This is a genomic window from Mycobacterium ostraviense, from assembly GCF_002705925.1.
Taxonomy (GTDB): Bacteria; Actinomycetota; Actinomycetes; order Mycobacteriales; family Mycobacteriaceae; genus Mycobacterium; species Mycobacterium ostraviense.
Map to the genome: position 1 here is coordinate 1,235,455 of NZ_NKRE01000001.1, position 17,967 is coordinate 1,253,421.

The window sequence follows — 17,967 nt, forward strand, 5'->3', positions numbered from 1 at the left end:
TACAAGCATTGTGGGGAGCATTCCGGGCTCTCCGGCGGTATCCATAGCGTCTGACGGTAGCCTTCGCACAGCTCAACCGTCAAATCCGGTGCCGTCACGGGGCCGCGCGTGTGGGTGGGACCGCGCGGCCGCGGCATGGCGCGCGCACGGTGGAATGATACGAGGGTGGTTACTGGCTCACCGGTGGTGATCAAGGTGTCACCGATCGCGCACCTGGCCGTGGGATTTGCGACCCTGGGACTGCTCATACCCGTGCTGGCGTGGCCGCCGAGCGCGCCGCTGCTGCTCATCCCGGTGCTGTTGTCGGCATTGATCGTCAGGCTGCGCACCGTCGCCGACGACGACGGGGTGACGGTAAGGACGCTGCTGGGTAGTAGGACGGTGCGCTGGGACGACATCGACGGCCTGCGGTTCCACCGGGGTTCGTGGGCGCGGGCCCGACTCAAGGACGGTACCGAGCTGCGATTGCCCGCGGTCACGTTCTCGACCCTGCCGCAATTGACCGAGGCCAGCTCGGGGCGGGTTCCCAACCCCTACCGGTAAGGACGCTCAGGCCAGCGGGTTCACCCCGTTGAGGAACACCCACACGGCGATCCCGGCGGCAATGCCGGCCAGTAACGCCACGAATGACCCGATGAAGGGGCGTTGTGCCCAGCCGCGGCCCGCGTCGAGGCCGTAGCGGCCGGGGCCACTCAAGATGACGGCAACAGCCATCACCACCAGCGAGATCTGGTATTCGTTCCCGTCGGGCAGGAAGTAGGTGAAGTGCGAATGCGGCCGGGCCGAGACCATCGCGAGCAAACCATTGATCAGGAAAGCCAGTGCGCCCGCCGCCGCTAGCGGTGTGAACAGGCCCAGCACCAACAGCACTCCGGCGACGATCTCGCCGCCGGCACCCACATAGGCGAGGATGTCGGCGTGCTGATAGCCGACGTCGGACAGTGAGTTCTTGAATCCGGTGACTCCGGAGCCACCCCACCAGCCGAAGAGTTTTTGCAGTCCGTGGGCTATCAGGACCGCGCCCAGGCCGACGCGCAACACCAGCAGACCCAGATGCTGCGTGCCGCGCCGGCCAGCGGCGCGTACTCGCTCGTCGTCCTCGTCGATGTCGATCGCGGGTGCTGACGGCATCGGCCGCACGGACGGTTGTGGCTGGGCGTATGGAAGTGGCTCCTGTGCCTCGATCAGGTGGTATCCCGAGTTGACGACACCGGAATTGGCGGGGTCATAGGGCGGGATGACGGTGGTGGTACCGGTATTTCCAAAGTCGCCCGAATAACTGCCGGGGCTCAAATCGTCTTCGGGGTCGACCAGGCTTGCCGAAACGGGGCGTCCTGCGGCGGGCCCGGGGGAACCATCCGGCCGCTGCCAATGTGAATCATTCGAACTGGTCACTCGTGCCAGGGTAAGGGCATTTAGTCCTGAATTTGGGATTTGAGCGGCGCTTTCGCCTGTTGAGTCGGCACTTCGTGCGCGGCGAGCCCCGCCGGAGGCCCCAAAACGGGCTCCGGCAGACCAACCATGGTTGATTGAGGCTGCGATGCGGCGGTGGCAGGTGGCGGCGGCGCCGCCAAAGTCCGTAGCCTGTCGGTCATGCGGATACGGCGGTCGGTTCGGTGCGCGCTCACCGCGTTGTGTGCGGTGATGCTGGTCGCGAGCGGCTGCGCGCGGTTCAACGATGCCCAGTCGCAGCCTTTCACCACGAATCCCGAACTTCGGCCTCAGCCCAGCTCGACACCTCCCCCGCCGCCGCCGCTGCCTCCCACGCCGTTCCCGAAGGCATGTCCGGCACCGGGCGTCATGCAGGGCTGTCTGGAGAGCACCAGCGGCCTGATCATGGGTATCGACAGCAAGACCGCCCTGGTCGCCGAGCGCATCACCGGCGCGGTCAAGGAAATCTCGATCAGCGCCGAGCCCAAGGTAAAGATGGTCATCCCGGTCGACCCGGCCGGTGACGGCGGCTTGATGGATATCGTGCTGTCGCCCACTTACTCGCAGGACCGGCTGATGTATGCCTACGTCAGCACGCCTAGCGACAACCGCGTCATCCGGATAGCCGACGGCGACGTCCCGAAGGACATCCTGACCGGCATTCCCAAAGGTGCTACCGGCAACACCGGGGCGCTGATTTTCACCAGTCCCACCACGCTCGTCGTCATGACCGGCGATGCGGGCAACCCGGCGATGGCCGCCGATCCCAATTCGTTGGCCGGCAAGGTCCTGCGCATCGAACAGCCCACGACCATCGGACAGGCGCCGCCGACGACGGCGCTGACCGGGATCGGCTCGGGTGGCGGCATGTGCATCGATCCCGTCGACGGCTCGCTCTATGTCGTCGATCGCACGCCCGGGGCCGACCGGCTACAGCGCATCACCAAGAAGTCGGAGGTCTCGACGGTGTGGACCTGGCCGGACAAGCCCGGCGTGGCCGGGTGTGCGGCCATGGACGGCACCGTGCTGGTCAACCTGATCAATACCAAGCTGACGGTCGCGGTCCGGCTCGCGCCGTCGACCGGCGCCGTGACCGGCGAACCCGACGTCGTCCGTAAGGACACCCACGCACATGCCTGGGCACTGCGGATGTCGCCGGACGGCAACGTCTGGGGTGCCACGGTCAACAAGACCGCCGGTGATGCGGAGAAGCTCGACGATGTGGTGTTTCCGTTGTTCCCGCAGGGCGGCGGATTCCCACGCAACAACGACGACAAGACTTAGTCCAGACCTAGCCCGGTTGCGGGCCGGGCCCCCGCGGCGCCCTGGTTGGGACGTGACCACAACTGTCGCATCAGTCACATCAGCCACGGAGCCTTTGAGGGTACCGGTACGCGTCGCGCCCGGCTATCAGCGAAAAATCCAAACCGCCGCAACGTGTCGCCCACAGCGGTCGTGGGGCTGCGCTCTGGTGCGGGGAGATGTAAGTCGGGTGCTGGTGCGGTTGGGTCGGTGGCTGGCGGCGTCGAGAGTGCGCTGGCGGCGTCGAGAGTGCGCTGGCGGCGTCGAGAGTGCGCTGGCGGCGTCGAGAGTGCCGTTCAGGGCGGCCGATCGTGGATATTCCCGCCCTACGGACACACTCAAAGCCGTCACAGCACACTCGATACGGCGGCATAACAGCCGACTCGATGCGCACGTGAGACATCCCCCGAACGCCTGCCATCACAAAAGGTTTGAGCGAAGGTGCGGTATCGGCGTGCCGAAAACAGAGCCAAGGTGTGCGCAACAGGACATCGTTGACAGCAGCATTCGTGGTCAGCCTCAATTTCCGATCAGGTGGGCACATTGCGCATCGCCCCACTCAGAGACTCATGTGGCCAATGTGATTAACGCGGCAGACGATGTCACCGAGGTGATGGGGCGATCAGCAGGTGATCAAGGCACGTCGAGGGTGAATCGCACGCCGTACCGGCGGGTCACCTCGGTGGGTCCGTAGAACCGCCCTGTCGGTTCCTCGTGGCCGGGGTCGAGGTCGTCGATGTCGGAGAGGTACAGCAGTTCTTCGGAGCACTCGGGAGCCCAGACGCTCACCGGCTCCAGCAGGTAGCACACGTGATCTCCGACATCGCTGCGGCTCACCGTCCTGCCGACGAACCACGCCACCGCGTCATCGAGAATCGGCATCCCGAAGGGACCGGCGCGCCATGGGCAGCGAGCGAATTTGTCGGTGTCGTCCGCCGTTTGGCTGGCGAACAGTTCGGCCAGGGCTCGATGGTGCTGGGCCAACAAATGCACCGCCACATGGTCAGATCGGCCGGCCACTTCGGCGGTGCGGTTACTCCTGGGCATGCCGATCATGAAACTCGGGGGCTGCACGCTCGTTTGCGTGGCGAAGCCGACCAGACAACCCGAAGGGTGACCATCGGCCTGAGTGGTCACCACGAAAACCGGAGAATCCAGCATCGTCATCAGGTCATCGAACGATACATCGATCACCTCAACATCATGAATCGCCGCGACGTCTTTCGACACCTTTCGTAGCGAACTCGTAGAGATCGGTCGGCGAACCGGCAGCCGGGCTAACCCTGACCGCAGGCCGCCAACACCAACTCGCGCACCCGGGCCGCGTCGGCCTGCCCGCGGGTGGCCTTCATCACCGCGCCGACGATCGCACCCGCCGCAGCCACCTTGCCGCCCCGAATCTTTTCGGCCACATCGGGATTGGCGGCCAGTGCCTCGTCGACCGCGGCCTGGGTCAGTGAGTCGTCGCGAACCAGTTCCAAGCCGCGGTCGGTCATCACCTGCTCGGGTTCGCCTTCTCCGGCCAGCACGCCTTCCACCACCTCGCGGGCGAGCTTGTTGGACAGCTTGCCGTCCTCGACCAACCGCACGATGGCCGCGACCTGGGCCGGCGTGATGGCCAGTTCGTCCAGCCCGATACCGGCCTCGTTGGCCTTCTGCACCAGGAAGTTCCCCCACCACGAGCGCGCCTCCTTGCTGGAGGCTCCGTGTTTGACGGTCTCGGCGACCAATTCGACCGCGCCGGCGTTCACCAGATCCCGCATCACCTCGTCGGAAATACCCCATTCCTGCTGAATCCGCTTGCGGCTCAACCACGGTAACTCAGGAATGGTGTAGCGCAGTTGCTCGACCAGCTCGCGGCTGGGCGCGACGGGCTCCAGATCGGGCTCGGGGAAATACCGATAGTCCTCTGCGGTCTCCTTGGTGCGGCCGGGGCTGGTGTAGCCGGCCTCGTGGAAGTGCCTGGTCTCTTGGGTGATCTGGCCGCCGGCCACCAAGATCGCCGCCTGACGCTGCATCTCGTAGCGCACCGCGACCTCGATGCTTTTGAGCGAGTTGACGTTCTTGGTTTCGGTTCGGGTGCCGAATTCGGTTGTACCCCTGGGCTTTAGCGACACATTGGCGTCGCAGCGCATCGACCCCTGGTCCATCCGCACATCGGATACATCCAACGCCCGCAACAAGTCTCGCAAAGCGGTCACATAGGCGCGGGCGACCTGCGGCGCACGCGCTCCGGCTCCCTCAATGGGTTTCGTCACGATCTCGATCAGCGGCACGCCGGCACGGTTGTAGTCGATGAGCGACGTCGTCGCCCCGTGGATGCGGCCCGTCTCGCTGCCGATGTGGGTCAGCTTGCCGGTGTCTTCCTCCATGTGAGCACGCTCGATCTCGACTCGCCAGGTGGTGCCGTCTTCCAGCGGCGCTTCGAGGTAACCGTCGATGGCGATCGGCTCGTCATACTGGGAGATCTGGTAATTCTTCGGCATGTCCGGGTAGAAGTAGTTTTTCCGGGCAAAGCGGCACCAGGGAACGATCTCGCAGTTCAGCGCCAAGCCGATGCGGATCGCCGACTCGACCGCGGCCCGGTTGAGCACGGGCAGCGAACCGGGCAGTCCCAGGCAGACCGGGCATACCTGGGTATTGGGCTCGGCGCCGAACGCCGTGGCGCAGCCGCAGAACATCTTGGTCGCGGTGGACAGCTCAACGTGAACTTCCAGTCCGAGAACCGGATCGAAGCGGGCGACGACGTCGTCGAAGCCCAGCAGGTCAGCCCCTGAAGCCCGGGCGGCAGCAGTCATGGGCTCGATCCTAGTGCCGACCGGGAGACCCCCCGACCCGGACATCTGCCACTACACCCGCTTTGAGACCCGCTTTGGGAACATGTCCGCCAACGTGGCCGCCAGCTCCAGGTACGCGCGCCGGCTTTCCTTGCCCAACCGGTCCAGACCTATTTCTTTGCCCGCATGGATGTGCCGATCGAACGGCAGGACCACCGTGGCCGCCACGTCGGCCGACAACTGCTCGAGCTCCTTACCGGCCAAGGTACTCGGCCTGCCCGGTTCGGTGTGGTTGAGCGCTAACACCGCCGTCGCGAGCAGCTGGTGATACCCATTGTTACGCAACCATTCCAGCGTGATTCTGGTCTTCCGTATCGCGTCGATCGAGGTGCTGGTAACGACCACCAGGGCCCGCGATTCCGGCAACACCGCTTCCATCGCGCTGGACTCGAGCGCCTTGACGCAGTCCACCAGTACCACCGAGTAATGCTTGCGCAGAATGGAAAACACTTTGACGACGTCGGTGCGCTCCACTCGCCAATTGCTCTTTGCATATTCGGGCAGGCCGAGCACTTCCAGCCCGCAGCTGTTCATATAGGTATGCGCCCGCACGTCCGGATATCTTGTGACCGAGTCGTCCATGAGCAGGTCCGCCATATTTAGCCGGCTACGGCGGCCATGCCGATCGGACAAATCGCCGCCGTCGATGTCGACCGCGACCACCCGGTCGTTGCGCACCTGCGCGAAAGTCGAGCCGAGCGCCTCGACCGCCGCGGTCTTGCCGACCCCACCTTTGAGGTTGAGCACCGCGATGGGAAACGCGCTGCCGACCGGGGCGCGGACGCGCTCGCGCAGCTCACGTTCGTATGCTGGGCCTTTGCCGGGGCCAAAGTCTCTGCGGCTGATGCGCCAGATCAGGTCTCGCCAGCTGAAGCCGCCCGTCTCGTCGGTGCGCTGTTCGTCGAGAACATCAAGTGCCATCCCACCCGGGACCCGTTCACGAGGAGGCGGCGGGGCGACCGGTGTCGCTGCGGGGGTCCGACCGGTCGACCACGGAGCAGCGGGGGCCGAACGGTAGGCAGGTGTATTGCGGCGGTTGACCCGCGGGACCGTGGTGGACGCCCAATCGGCCGGAGGGCGCCGGCAGGGCGGGGCGGTGTTGAGCGCCGATCGCGGTGCCGGTGGGGCGGCCTGAGGCAGGTCTCCGCGAGCGGGATCGCGGTTGCTCATACCCCACGGTATAACCCGGCTGATTTGCGCGAAAACCGCAAATGGGCAGGATTTCGGAAATGCAAGCAACAGTCAACAACAATTAGCCCGGCGTTCAGCCGGTGCTACCCGATGTTGGACGAACGTCGAGCAATCCGCACGAAACGTCGACGTCAGCCGAAGAACGCGGCGGCGTCGTCGTAGCGGCTCTGCGGCACCAGCTTGAGTTGGCGAACCGCGTCCGCCAGGGGAACACGGCCGATGTCTTGTCCGCGCAGCGACACCATCTGGCCGTACTCGCCGGCATGTGCGGCGTCGGCGGCGTTGACCCCGAACCGGGTGGCAAGAACCCGGTCGTAGGCCGTCGGTGTCCCACCTCGCTGGACATGGCCCAGCACGGTCACCCGGACATCCTTGTTGATCCGCTTCTCCACCTCGGCACCCAACTGCGCGGCCACCCCGGTGAAACGCTCATGGCCGAACTCGTCAATGCCGCCCTCGCGCAACTGGATGGAGCCGGCGACGGGTTTGGCGCCCTCGGCGACCACGCAGATGAAGTGCGAGTCGCCGCGCTGGAAGCGCTGTTTGACCAGCCGGCACACCTCCTCGACGTCGAAGGGCTGCTCGGGGATCAGCGTCATATGAGCGCCGGAGGCCAGACCCGAGTTCAGCGCGATCCAGCCGGCGTGACGGCCCATCACCTCCACCAGCATCACCCGCTGATGGGATTCGGCGGTGCTGTGCAGCCGGTCGATGGCTTCGGTCGCCACCGTCAACGCCGTGTCGTGCCCGAAAGTCACGTCGGTGCAGTCGATGTCGTTGTCGATGGTCTTCGGCACACCGACCACCGGAACGTTCTCCTCCGACAGCCAGTGTGCGGCGGTCAACGTGCCTTCCCCGCCGATCGGGATCAGCACGTCGATGCCGTTGTCGTCCAGGGTCTGCATGATCTGGTTCAGGCCGGCGCGCAGTTTGTCCGGGTGCACGCGCGCGGTGCCCAGCATCGTTCCGCCTTTGGCCAGCAGCCGGTCGTTGCGATCGTCGTTGCGCAACTGCATGCGCCGGTTCTCCAGCAACCCGCGCCACCCGTCCTGGAACCCGACCACCGACGAGCCGTACCGGGCATCGCAGGTGCGCACCACGGCCCGGATGACGGCGTTGAGGCCGGGGCAGTCGCCGCCTCCCGTGAGAAGTCCAATCCGCATGCCATCATCTTGCACCGCGGGCCCGGCCCGTGGCGCCGAGCAGTCGCAGAATCGCGCCAGAAGCGGGCGAACTGTGCGATTCCGCGTCTCCTCGCGCCTAGATGGCGCCTACACCGGCGAGGGCAGCGGGCCGCGGGCAGCCTCGTAGGCAGCCCCCACCCGGTACAGCCGGTCGTCGGCCAAGGCGGGCGCCATGATCTGCAGCCCGACCGGCAACCCGTCGTCCGGGGACAGCCCCGACGGCACCGACATGCCACAATGTCCCGCCAAATTCAGCGGCAATGTGCACAGGTCGAACAGGTACATCGCCAGCGGGTCGTCGACCTTCTCCCCCAACGGAAATGCGGTTGTCGGGGTCGCGGGCGAGACCAGCACGTCGACCGATCGGTAGGCCTCGTCGAGATCGCGGGCGATCAGCGTGCGCACCTTCTGGGCCTGGTTGTAGTAGGCGTCGTAGTAACCGGCCGACAACGCGTAGGTGCCGATCATGATGCGCCGCTTGACTTCCGGGCCGAAACCGGCCGCCCGGGTCATGGCCATCACCTCTTCGGCGCTGTGGCTGCCGTCGTCGCCGACCCGCAGCCCGTAGCGCATCGCGTCGAAGCGGGCCAGGTTGCTCGACACCTCCGACGGCAGGATCAGGTAGTAAGCGGCCAGCGCGTGGTCGAAATGCGGGCAGTCGACTTCGCTGACCTCGGCGCCCAAAGCGGTCAGCTGCTCGACCGCGGCCTGGAACGACGCCAGCACCCCCGGCTGGTAGCCCTCACCGCGGAGCTGCTTGACCACCCCGATGCGCACTCCGCTCAAGTCGCCTCTAGCCCCGGCCTTCGCGGCCCCGACCACGTCGGGCACCGCGGCATCGACGGAAGTGGAGTCGCGCGGGTCGTGGCCGGCGATCACCTGGTGCAGCAACGCGGTGTCCAGGACGGTGCGTGCGCAGGGGCCGCCCTGGTCCAGCGACGACGCGCAGGCCACCAGCCCGTAGCGCGACACCGTGCCGTAGGTGGGTTTGACACCGACGGTCGCGGTCAGTGCGGCCGGCTGCCGGATCGAGCCACCGGTGTCGGACCCGATGGCCAGCGGCGCCTGGAATGCGGCCAGCGCCGCCGCGCTGCCACCACCCGAGCCGCCGGGCACCCGGTCGACGTTCCACGGGTTGCGGGTCGGGCCGTAGGCGGAGTTCTCGGTCGAGCTGCCCATCGCGAACTCATCCATGTTGGTCTTGCCCAGGATCGGGATCCCGGCCGCGCGCAACCGCAGCGTCAAGGTGGCGTCATAGGGAGCCCGCCAGCCCTCCAGGATCTTCGAACCGCAGGTGGTGGGCATGTCGATGGTGGTGAAGACGTCCTTGAGCGCCAGCGGCACGCCGGCCAGCGGCGACGGCAACTGCTCGCCGGCGGCCACCTGCTTGTCAATGGCAGCGGCGGCGCTCAAAGCCTGGTCGGCGCCCACGTGGAGAAAGGCGTGGTAGCGGTCGTCGGTTGCCGCGATCTGGTCCAGGCAGGCCGAAGTGAGTTCGGTGGACGACAGCTCCTGGGCGGCGATCTTGGCGCCCAGTGTGGCGGCGTCGGATCGAATGAGTTCGCTCACTCGGTGTCCCCCAGGATCTGCGGGACGGCGAAGCGGCCGTCGACGGCCTCCGGCGCCGCGGCCAGCGCCTGCTCCTGCGTCAGGCACGGCGCGATCTCGTCGGCGCGCATCACGTTGACGTCCTTGAGTGGATTGTCGGTGGCTTCGACGCCGGTGACGTCGACGGCCTGGATCTGGCTGACGTGCGCCAAGATGGCGTCGAGTTGACCGGCGAAGTGGTCGAGCTCATGGTCGGTCAGCGCCAGACGGGCCAGGCGGGCCAGGTGGGCCACCTCGTCGCGGGAGATCTGGGACACGAGCGAAAAGCCTAACCGTGAACGCGCGGCGGGGGCCGGGTTGGTCCGGCGAGCGCGTCCCTGCCGACGTGCCGCGCGCGCGTCGCTGTGTAACAGTGTTGGCCGTGCCGTCGTATCTGTTGCGCATCGAGCTGGTCGACCGTCCAGGCAGCCTGGGGTCGCTGGCGGTTGCGCTCGGGTCGGTGGGTGCCGACATCTTGTCGCTGGACGTCGTCGAGCGCAGCGCGGGGTACGCGATCGACGACTTGGTGGTCGAGATGCCGCCGGGCGCGATGCCGGATCGGCTGATTACCGCCGCCGAGTCGTTGACCGGCGTCCGGGTCGACAGTCTGCGCCCACACACCGGGTTGCTGGAAGCGCACCGCGAGCTGGAGCTGCTCGACCACGTCGCCGCGGCGCGCGACAATGCGTCCCGACTGCAAGTGCTTGCCAACGAGGCGCCCAGGGTGCTGCGGGTGAGCTGGTGCACCGTGTTGCACAGCTCGCAGGGCGCATTGCGCCGGCTTGCCGGCAGCCCGGGCGCCCCGGAAACCCGGGCTGATTCGGCGCCGTGGCTGCCGATCGAGCGCGCCGCACCGCTCGACGGTGGCGCCGACTGGGTGCCGCAGGCCTGGCGTGACATGGACACGACGATGGTGGCCGCACCGTTGGGCGACCCGCACATGGCGGTGGTGCTGGGGCGGCCCGGCCCGGAATTTCGGCCCTCGGAGGTGGCCCGACTGGGCTATCTGGCTGGGATCGTGGCCACCATGCTGCGCTGACCGTTCACCGGCGGCTTGTCAGCCGCGAGGCACGGGGTGGCCTCGCCGGCTGGTAAGCGACCGGGCGATCCGCACGGTGGCCCATAGCCCGTAGCGAGCCGCACGCCGGGACACCAGACCGGATACGGGTGCCAGGACCACGTGGCGCATCCCCGCGTCGCCGAAGGCCCGCAGCTTGGCCGCCACCTGCCGCGGAGTTCCCCACAGCAACGGCCCCTCGGTCATCACGGCGTCCGGCACGGCGGCGATGGCATGCTCGATGGCCCGGCGACCGTGGCGGTCGGGCACGAAGTCGACCAACGTATCGAAATGCGCCCCGAGCGGGTGCACGGACCCGGCCTGCCGCCACACATCGGCGGGCGCAGCCAGCCCAAGCAACCGGACGGCCTTTGTGTCGAGCATCGCCCGCGCCTCCGCCTCGGTCGCGCCGATCACCGCGAAGCGATGCAGCGCCGGCGTGATCGAGTCTGCGTCTCGCCCGGCCTCGGCGGCCGCCGCCCGCACCGCCGCCAGCTTGGCCGCGTACTCCTGGGGCGAGACCACCGAGACGGGGTACCACCCGTCGCCGTAGTGTCCCGTCAGCCGTAGCATTCGCGGACCGTGCCCGCCGACCCAGATCTGCGGCACCCGGCCGCGCGGCGCCTCCAGGTCCATGGTCGCCCGGTCGAGCCGAAAATGCTTGCCGGAGAACGTGATAGGCCCTCGCGCCGACAGGCATAGGCGGATCACCTGCAGAGCCTCCTCCAGTCGGGTGACCGGCTCGGAGAAGTCGAGTCCGTACGGGTCGATATTCATGCGCTCGCCCGCGCCGATGCCCAAAATGGGGGCGCGCCTGGTGAGATGAGACAGCGTCAGCATCGCCTGGGCGATGAGAACGGGGTGACGCCGAATCGCCTCGGTCACCCCGACGCCCAAGCGCAGTCGCCCGGCTCGCGACGCGAGATAGCCCAGCAGAACCTGGTAGTCAAAAAACTCGTGTGGGCTCTGATCTTGCGCCGCAAGCCAGGTGAGGTCTTTGTTCCAGATGGCGCGGGGCACGCCGCTCTGGAAGTGGTCGATGAGCATCACCGACTCCAGCCGCGCCACCCGCGCCGCGAGCAACAACGCCCGAGCGCCGCTCAATGGCGGCTGCGTCCCGATCTGCAGGCCCACCGAGATCGCCGAGTTTGTCATGATCCCTTGCGCCTCAGGTCAACCCGTGCGCCGCTCACTCCGGTACAGCTTCGGGAGGGCCTTCGGCCAATAGCTTGCGAAAGCCGTCTTCGTCGAGGATGGGCACGCCGAGTTCGACGGCCTTGTCGTATTTCGATCCCGGCGAGTCACCGGCGACGACGAACGACGTCTTCTTCGACACCGAACCGGCAGCTTTGCCGCCGCGCGCGACGATCGCCTCCTTGGCCTCGTCGCGGGAAAAGCCGGTGAGCGAGCCGGTGACCACGACGGTCAACCCGGCCAGCGTGCGCGGCACGCTCTCGTCGCGCTCGTCGGCCATCCGCACCCCGGCAGCCCGCCACTTATCGACGATCTCGCGATGCCAGTCGACGGTAAACCATTCCGCGACCGCGGCGGCAATGGTTGGTCCCACGCCCTCGACGGCGGCCAACTGCTCGGCGGACGCCGCAGCGATCGCATCGAGCGTGCCGAATTCGGTGGCCAGCGCGCGAGCCGCCGTCGGCCCGACATGGCGGATCGACAGCGCCACCAGCACTCGCCACAGCGGTGCGGCCTTGGCCTTGTCGAGGTTGGCCAGCAGCCGTTTGCCGTTGGCCGACAACCCGCCGGCCTTGGTGCGGAACAGCTCGGTACGCAACAGATCATTTTCGGTCAGCGCGAACAGGTCGCCCTCGCTGGTGATCACGCCGGCCTGCAACAGCGCGACGGCCGCCTCGTAGCCCAGCACCTCGATATCCAGCGCACTGCGGCTGGCGACGTAAAACACCCGCTCCCGCAGTTGCGCCGGGCAACGCTGGGAGTTGGGGCAGCGGATGTCGGCGTCGCCCTCCTTCTCCGGGGCCAGCGCGGTGCCGCACTCGGGACATGTTGTGGGCATGACGAATTCGCGTTCGGACCCGTCGCGCAGGTCGACCACTGGTCCCAGCACCTCGGGGATCACGTCGCCGGCCTTGCGGATCACCACCGTGTCGCCGATCAGCACCCCCTTGCGTTTGACCTCCGAAGCGTTGTGCAACGTGGCCTGCGCGACCGTTGACCCGGCGACCTTCACCGGTGTCATGAACGCGAACGGCGTGACCCGCCCGGTGCGACCGACGTTGACGCGAATGTCGAGTAGCTTGGTCTGCGCCTCCTCGGGTGGGTACTTGTAAGCGATCGCCCAGCGCGGGGCCCGCGACGTGGCACCCAGCCTGCGCTGCAGCGCCACCTCGTCGACTTTGACCACCACGCCGTCGATTTCGTGGTCCACCTCGTGGCGGTGCTCACCCCAGTAGTCGATGCGCTCCTGTACTCCGGCCATGTCGTTGACCAGCGTGGTGTGCTCGGACACCGGCAACCCCCAGGCTTGCAGCGCCAGGTATGCCTGGTGCAGGGTGGCCGGGCGGAATCCTTCGGTGTGGCCCAGCCCGTGACAGATCATCCGCAGCCGCCGCCGGGCTGTGACGGCCGGGTCCTTCTGGCGCAGCGAGCCAGCCGCGCTGTTGCGGGGGTTGGCGAACGGCGCCTTGCCCTCCTCGACCAGGCTGGCGTTGAGCGCCTGGAAATCGGCGACCCGGAAGAACACCTCGCCGCGGACTTCGAGGACGTCGGGTATCGGGTAGTCGTCGCCGGCGCGCAGCCGTTCCGGGACGTCGTCGATGGTGCGGGCGTTCAGCGTGACGTCCTCGCCGGTGCGGCCGTCACCCCGGGTGGAGGCGCGGGTCAGGCGGCCTCCTTGGTAAACCAGCGACAGTGCCACCCCGTCGATCTTGAGCTCAGTGAGGTAGCTGGCAGCGTCACCGATTTCGGTGTGGATGCGGGCGGCCCAGGCGCCGAGTTCCTCGGGACTGAAAGCGTTGTCGAGGCTGAGCATTCTTTCCAGGTGGTCAACCGGCTCGAACTCCGTCGCAAAGCCGGCGCCGCCGACCAGCTGCGTGGGCGAATCGGGTGTGCGCAGCTCCGGATACTGTTCCTCGAGCGCTTCCAGCCGGCGTAGCAACTCGTCGAACTCGGCGTCGGTGATGATCGGCGCATCGCGTACGTAGTAGCGGAACTGGTGTTCGCGGACCTCCTCGGCCAGCTCCTGCCACTGATGCAACACCTCGGGCGGCGTGGTGTCGGCTTCGGACGAACTCACCCTGGCAGGCTAGCTGAGCACCCTGACAGTCGAGCGCGGGTCAGATGGCGTCCGGGTCCTCGGCGAACGCCTCGGCGACCTTGCGGGCCAGCTCGATGGCGGCGCGGGCCCAGCCAGGCGTCGCACCCGCCAGGCCGCAGGCCGGGCTGACGCCGATGCGCTCCGCCAGCAATGACCGACCGAAACCGAGCCGATCGGTGACCGCGACGACCTCGGCGGCGACTTCCTCGACCGCCGGCCGCCGCTCGGGTGCGGTGGCGGGGACGATGCCCAGCACCACGGTGCGGCCCGACTCGACGAAGGCCGCGACGCCGTCTAGGTCCGCTGCGCGCAGCGTGCCGGCATCCACCGACACCGCACTAATGGCGCTGCGCGCCAACAGCTCCCACGGCAGCTCCGGCGCGCAGCTGTGCACCATGACGTCCGCGCCGGCCGCTGCGGCGCAGGTGTCGAGCAACGCGCCGGCCACCGCCTCGTCGAGGGGGGCCACCGGGCTCAGTGCGGTCACGCCGGTCAGCCGGCCGCCCAGGGCCGCCGGCAATGACGGCTCGTCGAACTGCACCACCACCGGTGTGTCCAGCCGGCGGGCCAGCATCGCCCGGTGCGCGGCGACGCCTTCGGCCAGCGAAGCCGCCAGGTCACGTACCGCGCCCGGGTCGGTGATCGCCCGGTGGCCGTTGGCCAGCTCCAGCCCTGCACTCAGCGTGATCGGCCCGGGCGCCTGCACCTTGACCACGCGCCCGCCGCCCCGCAGACCGGCGGTCTCCCAGGCCTCTTCGAGGGCATCCATGTCCTCGTTGAGCATGCTGACCGCTCGGCGGGTCACCGCGCCCGGCCGGGCGACGACGCGGTAGCCGCGCGGCACGGTGTCCACTGCCAAATCAAGCAGCAGGGCGCCGGCCCGGCCGAGCATATCGGCGCCCACTCCCCTGGCGGGCAACTCGACGAGATGTGCCAGCGCATCGGCCAGCTCGCCGACGACGACCTCGGCGGCCGGCCGCGCCGCCGTGCCGGGCCAGGATCCAATGCCGGTGGCCCTTGCGAACGGCGGCGCGAAAGGCGGCGCGAAATCACTCACTTGTCAACCGTATTCGAGGGCTGTTTAGCGGCCGGGCGCACGGGTAGGTTGCAACCACAGAAGGGTGGCTGATGGCGAGACGGATCCGGCCGCTGCTGTGGTGCTGCGCGATGGCGCTGACGGCGGCGTGCACACGCGTGGTGGACGGTGAGGTGCTGCCCCCGTACGGCGCTTACCCGCTGGATGTGCTCAACGTCGACTCGGTGCTGTTGGACCAGTCGAGGATGCGCGCGATCACCGGCGCCGGTGACGACCTGACGATGGTGCCGTCGACGGACGGCAAACACCCGGTCGACATCGACGCCCTCGCAGACACTCTGCCCCGGGAATGCCGGTTCATCTATGCCGAGACGGCAATCTTCGGGCCCGACATCGCAGGGTTCCACAAGATCACCTTCCAGGACCCACCCGAAGGTGCCCTGATCTCCGAGGGCGCCGCGGTGTATCGGGCGCCCGACATCGCCCGGCATGCCTTCGAGTCGCTGGTGGCGGCCGTGGGAAGTTGCGCAACTAGTTCCAGCGGCTCGCTGCTGGTCAGCACATGGCATGTCGACGGCGACTCGCTGCACATCCGGCCCGGCGACTGTGGCCGCGACTACCGCGTGCTCTCGGTGGCCCTGCTGGAAGTCACCTTCTGCGGTTTCCCGGAATCGGTGCCCGACATCGTGATGACGAACATGGCCGCCAACGTGCCGCACTAAGTCACTGCGGGCTTGGGCAGGCCGACCCTGCCTGCGACGGTGGCGCTGCCGAGCACCTCGTCACCGCCGGGATCCGGCCGGTAGAGCACCACCGTCTGGCCGCGGGCCACCCCGCGCAGCGGCGCATGCAATCGCACCATCAACTCACCGCCAACCAATCGTGCTGTCGCACTTGCGGTTTCACCGTGAGCACGCACCTGCACCGCGCACTCGACCGGACCCGTCGGTGCGGCTCCGGCGGTGAACACCGGTGCTCGTCCGGTCAGCGCGTGCACGTCGAGATCGGACACGTCACCCACGCGAACAGTGGCGGTGTCGGCGTCGATGGCGGTGACGTAGCGTGGGCGGCCATCGGGACCGGGTCCCGGGATACCGAGGCCTTTGCGCTGGCCGATGGTGAACCCGTGCACACCGTCATGGGTGGCCAGCACGGCGCCGTCCGCATCGACGACGACGCCCCGGCGAACGCCGATGCGCGCACCGAGGAACGCCCGGGTGTCGCCGGAGGGAATGAAGCAGATGTCGTGGCTGTCGGGTTTGTCGGCAACCGCCAGGCCACGGCGGGCCGCCTCCGCCCGGATCTGCGACTTGGGAGTGTCCCCGATCGGGAACAGCGCATGACGCAGCTGCCGCGCGGTCAGTACGGCCAGCACGTAGGACTGGTCCTTGTCCCGGTCGACGGCGCGCCGCAGCCGCCCATCTGACAGCCGGGCATAGTGGCCGGTGGCCACCGCGTCGAAACCCAGCGCCAGCGCCCGGGTCAACAGTGCCGAGAACTTGATCCGCTGATTGCATCGGACGCAGGGGTTGGGTGTTTCGCCGCGAGCGTAGGACGACACGAAGTCGTCGATCACGTCTTCGCTGAACTTCTCGGCGAAATCCCAGACATAGAAGGGTATTCCGAGTACATCGGCGACCCGGCGCGCGTCCGAGGCGTCCTCCTTGGAGCAGCAGCCCCGCGATCCGGCGCGCAGCGTTCCAGGCGCCGTCGACAGCGCCAGGTGCACACCGACCACGTCGTGTCCGGCATCGACCATGCGGGCGGTGGCGACCGAAGAGTCGACGCCGCCGCTCATCGCGGCGAGAACTTTCACCACGAGGCTCCCGCGGCTGCCAGGGCGGCGCCGCGAGCGCGGGCCACCGCCGCGGGCAGCACCCGCAATGCCGCATCGACATCCGCGTCGACACTGGTGTGCCCCAAGGAAAGACGCAACGACCCGCGGGCGCTGGCAGGGTCGGCGCCCATCGCGATCAACACGTGCGACGGCTGGGCCACGCCGGCGGTGCAGGCCGAACCGGTCGAACACTCAATCCCGTTGGCGTCCAACAACATCAGCAACGCATCGCCCTCACAGCCGCGGAACGTGAAGTGCGCGTTGCCCGGAAGCCGCAACGGGTCGCGAGCACCGTTGAGACACACGTCGTCGATTTCGGCGAGCACCCCCTCGACCAGGCGGTCGCGCAGCAGCCGCAGCCGCGCGCCGTTGGCCTCCAGCCCGTCCACGGCGAGCTGCGCCGCGGTCGCCATTCCCACCGCACCGGCGACGTCGGGAGTACCGGAGCGGATATCGCGTTCCTGACCGCCGCCGTGCAGCAACGGCACACAGGTGACGTCGCGGCGCAGCAACAGCGCGCCGACGCCGGGCGGACCGCCGAACTTGTGCGCCGCCACACTCATCGCCGACAACGTGCTCGCGCCGAAGTCGACCGGTACCTGTCCCACCGCCTGAATCGCGTCACTGTGCATGGGCACGCCGAACTCGGCGGCGACGGCGGCCAGTTCGGCGGTCGGCATGATGGTGCCGACCTCGTTGTTGGCCCACATCACCGACACCAGCGCGACGTCGTCATGGCTCTGCAACGTCTCGCGCAGCGCGGTGGCCGAGACCGAGCCGTCGGCAGCGGTGGGCAGCCAGCTCACCTGCGCACCCTCGTGCTCGACGAGCCAGTCCACCGCGTCGAGTACGGCGTGGTGTTCCACCTGCGAGGTGACGATGCGCCGACGGCCGGGCTGCTCGTCACGGCGGGCCCAATAGATCCCCTTGACGGCCAGGTTGTCGCTCTCGGTACCGCCGGCGGTGAAGATCACCTCCGAGGGGCGGGCGCCGAGCTCGTCCGCGATCAGCTCCCGGGATTCCTCGATGCGCCGGCGCGCCGTGCGACCCGTGGTGTGCAGCGACGACGCGTTGCCGACGGTGCCGAGCGCGGCCGTCATCGCCTCGATGGCGGCGGGGTGCATCGGGGTGGTGGCGGCGTGATCCAGGTAGACCATGACTCGGCCCACGATACCGGCCGGGCCCGAAGACCCGGAATTTCTGGGCGGCCGGC

16 protein-coding genes are annotated in these 17,967 nt (G+C 68.0%); 4 read left to right on the forward strand and 12 right to left on the reverse strand.

The features are described 5' to 3' along the window. The first annotated feature begins 135 nt into the window (after positions 1 to 135). Entirely contained in the window at positions 136 to 543 is a 408-nt protein-coding gene (locus CDN38_RS05400) for a PH domain-containing protein (RefSeq protein ID WP_075512008.1), read from the forward strand. Between the two features lie 6 nt (positions 544 to 549). Here the strand turns inward: CDN38_RS05400 and CDN38_RS05405 are convergent, their stop codons facing one another. After that, positions 550 to 1,395: a DoxX family protein gene (locus tag CDN38_RS05405; protein WP_075511997.1), complete on the reverse strand. Its 846-nt coding sequence runs from the start codon at positions 1,393 to 1,395 to the stop codon at positions 550 to 552. A gap of 198 nt (positions 1,396 to 1,593) precedes the next feature. Here CDN38_RS05405 and CDN38_RS05410 point away from each other — a divergent pair, with 198 nt between their 5' ends. Continuing rightward, on the forward strand, positions 1,594 to 2,715 hold the full coding sequence (locus CDN38_RS05410) for a PQQ-dependent sugar dehydrogenase (protein ID WP_051490760.1): 1,122 nt from the start codon (positions 1,594 to 1,596) through the stop codon (positions 2,713 to 2,715). A 651-nt stretch (positions 2,716 to 3,366) separates the two neighbouring features. Here the strand turns inward: CDN38_RS05410 and CDN38_RS05415 are convergent. The 6 genes from CDN38_RS05415 to gatC form a co-directional block, all read right to left on the reverse strand. After that, positions 3,367 to 3,963, reverse strand: coding sequence for a flavin reductase family protein (locus CDN38_RS05415; RefSeq protein WP_233026765.1), 597 nt, complete (start codon positions 3,961 to 3,963; stop codon positions 3,367 to 3,369). Positions 3,964 to 4,010: 47 nt separating this feature from the next. Beyond that, positions 4,011 to 5,531, reverse strand: coding sequence for an Asp-tRNA(Asn)/Glu-tRNA(Gln) amidotransferase subunit GatB (gatB, locus tag CDN38_RS05420; RefSeq protein WP_075511995.1), 1,521 nt, complete (start codon positions 5,529 to 5,531; stop codon positions 4,011 to 4,013). A 51-nt stretch (positions 5,532 to 5,582) separates the two neighbouring features. After that, positions 5,583 to 6,491, reverse strand: a complete 909-nt coding sequence (locus CDN38_RS05425) for a MinD/ParA family ATP-binding protein (RefSeq protein WP_075511994.1) — start codon at positions 6,489 to 6,491, stop codon at positions 5,583 to 5,585. A 401-nt stretch (positions 6,492 to 6,892) separates the two neighbouring features. Beyond that, the gene (locus CDN38_RS05430; protein WP_036411949.1) at positions 6,893 to 7,924 is read right to left on the reverse strand and encodes an ATP-dependent 6-phosphofructokinase; all 1,032 of its coding nucleotides are present in this window, start codon (positions 7,922 to 7,924) and stop codon (positions 6,893 to 6,895) included. 108 nt (positions 7,925 to 8,032) lie between these two features. Beyond that, entirely contained in the window at positions 8,033 to 9,514 is a 1,482-nt protein-coding gene (gatA, locus tag CDN38_RS05435) for an Asp-tRNA(Asn)/Glu-tRNA(Gln) amidotransferase subunit GatA (protein WP_075511993.1), read from the reverse strand. Further along, positions 9,511 to 9,810, reverse strand: coding sequence for an Asp-tRNA(Asn)/Glu-tRNA(Gln) amidotransferase subunit GatC (gene gatC, locus CDN38_RS05440; RefSeq protein ID WP_075511992.1), 300 nt, complete (start codon positions 9,808 to 9,810; stop codon positions 9,511 to 9,513). The genes gatA and gatC overlap by 4 nt, the downstream gene beginning before the upstream one ends. Before the next feature lie 104 nt (positions 9,811 to 9,914). On the opposite strand from gatC, the gene CDN38_RS05445 reads away from it, so the two are divergent. Continuing rightward, on the forward strand, positions 9,915 to 10,571 hold the full coding sequence (locus CDN38_RS05445) for an ACT domain-containing protein (protein WP_099319331.1): 657 nt from the start codon (positions 9,915 to 9,917) through the stop codon (positions 10,569 to 10,571). Positions 10,572 to 10,589: 18 nt separating this feature from the next. Here CDN38_RS05445 and CDN38_RS05450 read toward each other — a convergent pair whose 3' ends face one another. From CDN38_RS05450 to CDN38_RS05460, 3 genes are read right to left on the reverse strand one after another with little or no spacing between them, the layout of a single operon-like run. Next, on the reverse strand, positions 10,590 to 11,744 hold the full coding sequence (locus CDN38_RS05450; protein ID WP_075511990.1) for an LLM class flavin-dependent oxidoreductase: 1,155 nt from the start codon (positions 11,742 to 11,744) through the stop codon (positions 10,590 to 10,592). 34 nt (positions 11,745 to 11,778) lie between these two features. Beyond that, complete coding sequence (ligA, locus tag CDN38_RS05455; protein WP_075511989.1) at positions 11,779 to 13,860, reverse strand: NAD-dependent DNA ligase LigA; 2,082 nt, start codon at positions 13,858 to 13,860, stop codon at positions 11,779 to 11,781. A gap of 40 nt (positions 13,861 to 13,900) precedes the next feature. Beyond that, entirely contained in the window at positions 13,901 to 14,938 is a 1,038-nt protein-coding gene (locus CDN38_RS05460) for a uroporphyrinogen decarboxylase/cobalamine-independent methonine synthase family protein (protein WP_075511988.1), read from the reverse strand. Between the two features lie 71 nt (positions 14,939 to 15,009). Here CDN38_RS05460 and CDN38_RS05465 point away from each other — a divergent pair, with 71 nt between their 5' ends. Continuing rightward, a complete protein-coding gene (locus tag CDN38_RS05465; RefSeq protein WP_075511987.1) occupies positions 15,010 to 15,639 on the forward strand; it encodes a sensor domain-containing protein in 630 nt (209 codons plus the stop codon). Here the strand turns inward: CDN38_RS05465 and mnmA are convergent. Both mnmA and CDN38_RS05475 read right to left on the reverse strand, forming a co-directional pair. Next, a complete protein-coding gene (gene mnmA / locus CDN38_RS05470; protein ID WP_075512007.1) occupies positions 15,636 to 16,733 on the reverse strand; it encodes a tRNA 2-thiouridine(34) synthase MnmA in 1,098 nt (365 codons plus the stop codon). The genes CDN38_RS05465 and mnmA overlap by 4 nt on opposite strands. Further along, positions 16,730 to 17,911, reverse strand: coding sequence for a cysteine desulfurase family protein (locus CDN38_RS05475; protein WP_099318838.1), 1,182 nt, complete (start codon positions 17,909 to 17,911; stop codon positions 16,730 to 16,732). Before CDN38_RS05475 ends, mnmA begins: the two co-directional genes overlap by 4 nt. Positions 17,912 to 17,967: the final 56 nt, after the last annotated feature.

Bases quoted from the DNA above. Each gene is read 5' to 3' on its own strand.
- CDN38_RS05430 (WP_036411949.1), bottom strand. From the start codon at position 7,924: ATGCGGATTGGACTTCTCACGGGAGGCGGCGACTGCCCCGGCCTCAAC.
- CDN38_RS05450 (WP_075511990.1), bottom strand. From the start codon at position 11,744: ATGACAAACTCGGCGATCTCGGTGGGCCTGCAGATCGGGACGCAGCCG.
- CDN38_RS05425 (WP_075511994.1), bottom strand. From the start codon at position 6,491: ATGGCACTTGATGTTCTCGACGAACAGCGCACCGACGAGACGGGCGGC.
- CDN38_RS05400 (WP_075512008.1), top strand. From the start codon at position 136: ATGGCGCGCGCACGGTGGAATGATACGAGGGTGGTTACTGGCTCACCG.
- CDN38_RS05410 (WP_051490760.1), top strand. From the start codon at position 1,594: ATGCGGATACGGCGGTCGGTTCGGTGCGCGCTCACCGCGTTGTGTGCG.
- CDN38_RS05475 (WP_099318838.1), bottom strand. From the start codon at position 17,911: ATGGTCTACCTGGATCACGCCGCCACCACCCCGATGCACCCCGCCGCC.
- CDN38_RS05465 (WP_075511987.1), top strand. From the start codon at position 15,010: ATGGCGAGACGGATCCGGCCGCTGCTGTGGTGCTGCGCGATGGCGCTG.
- gatB (WP_075511995.1), bottom strand. From the start codon at position 5,531: ATGACTGCTGCCGCCCGGGCTTCAGGGGCTGACCTGCTGGGCTTCGAC.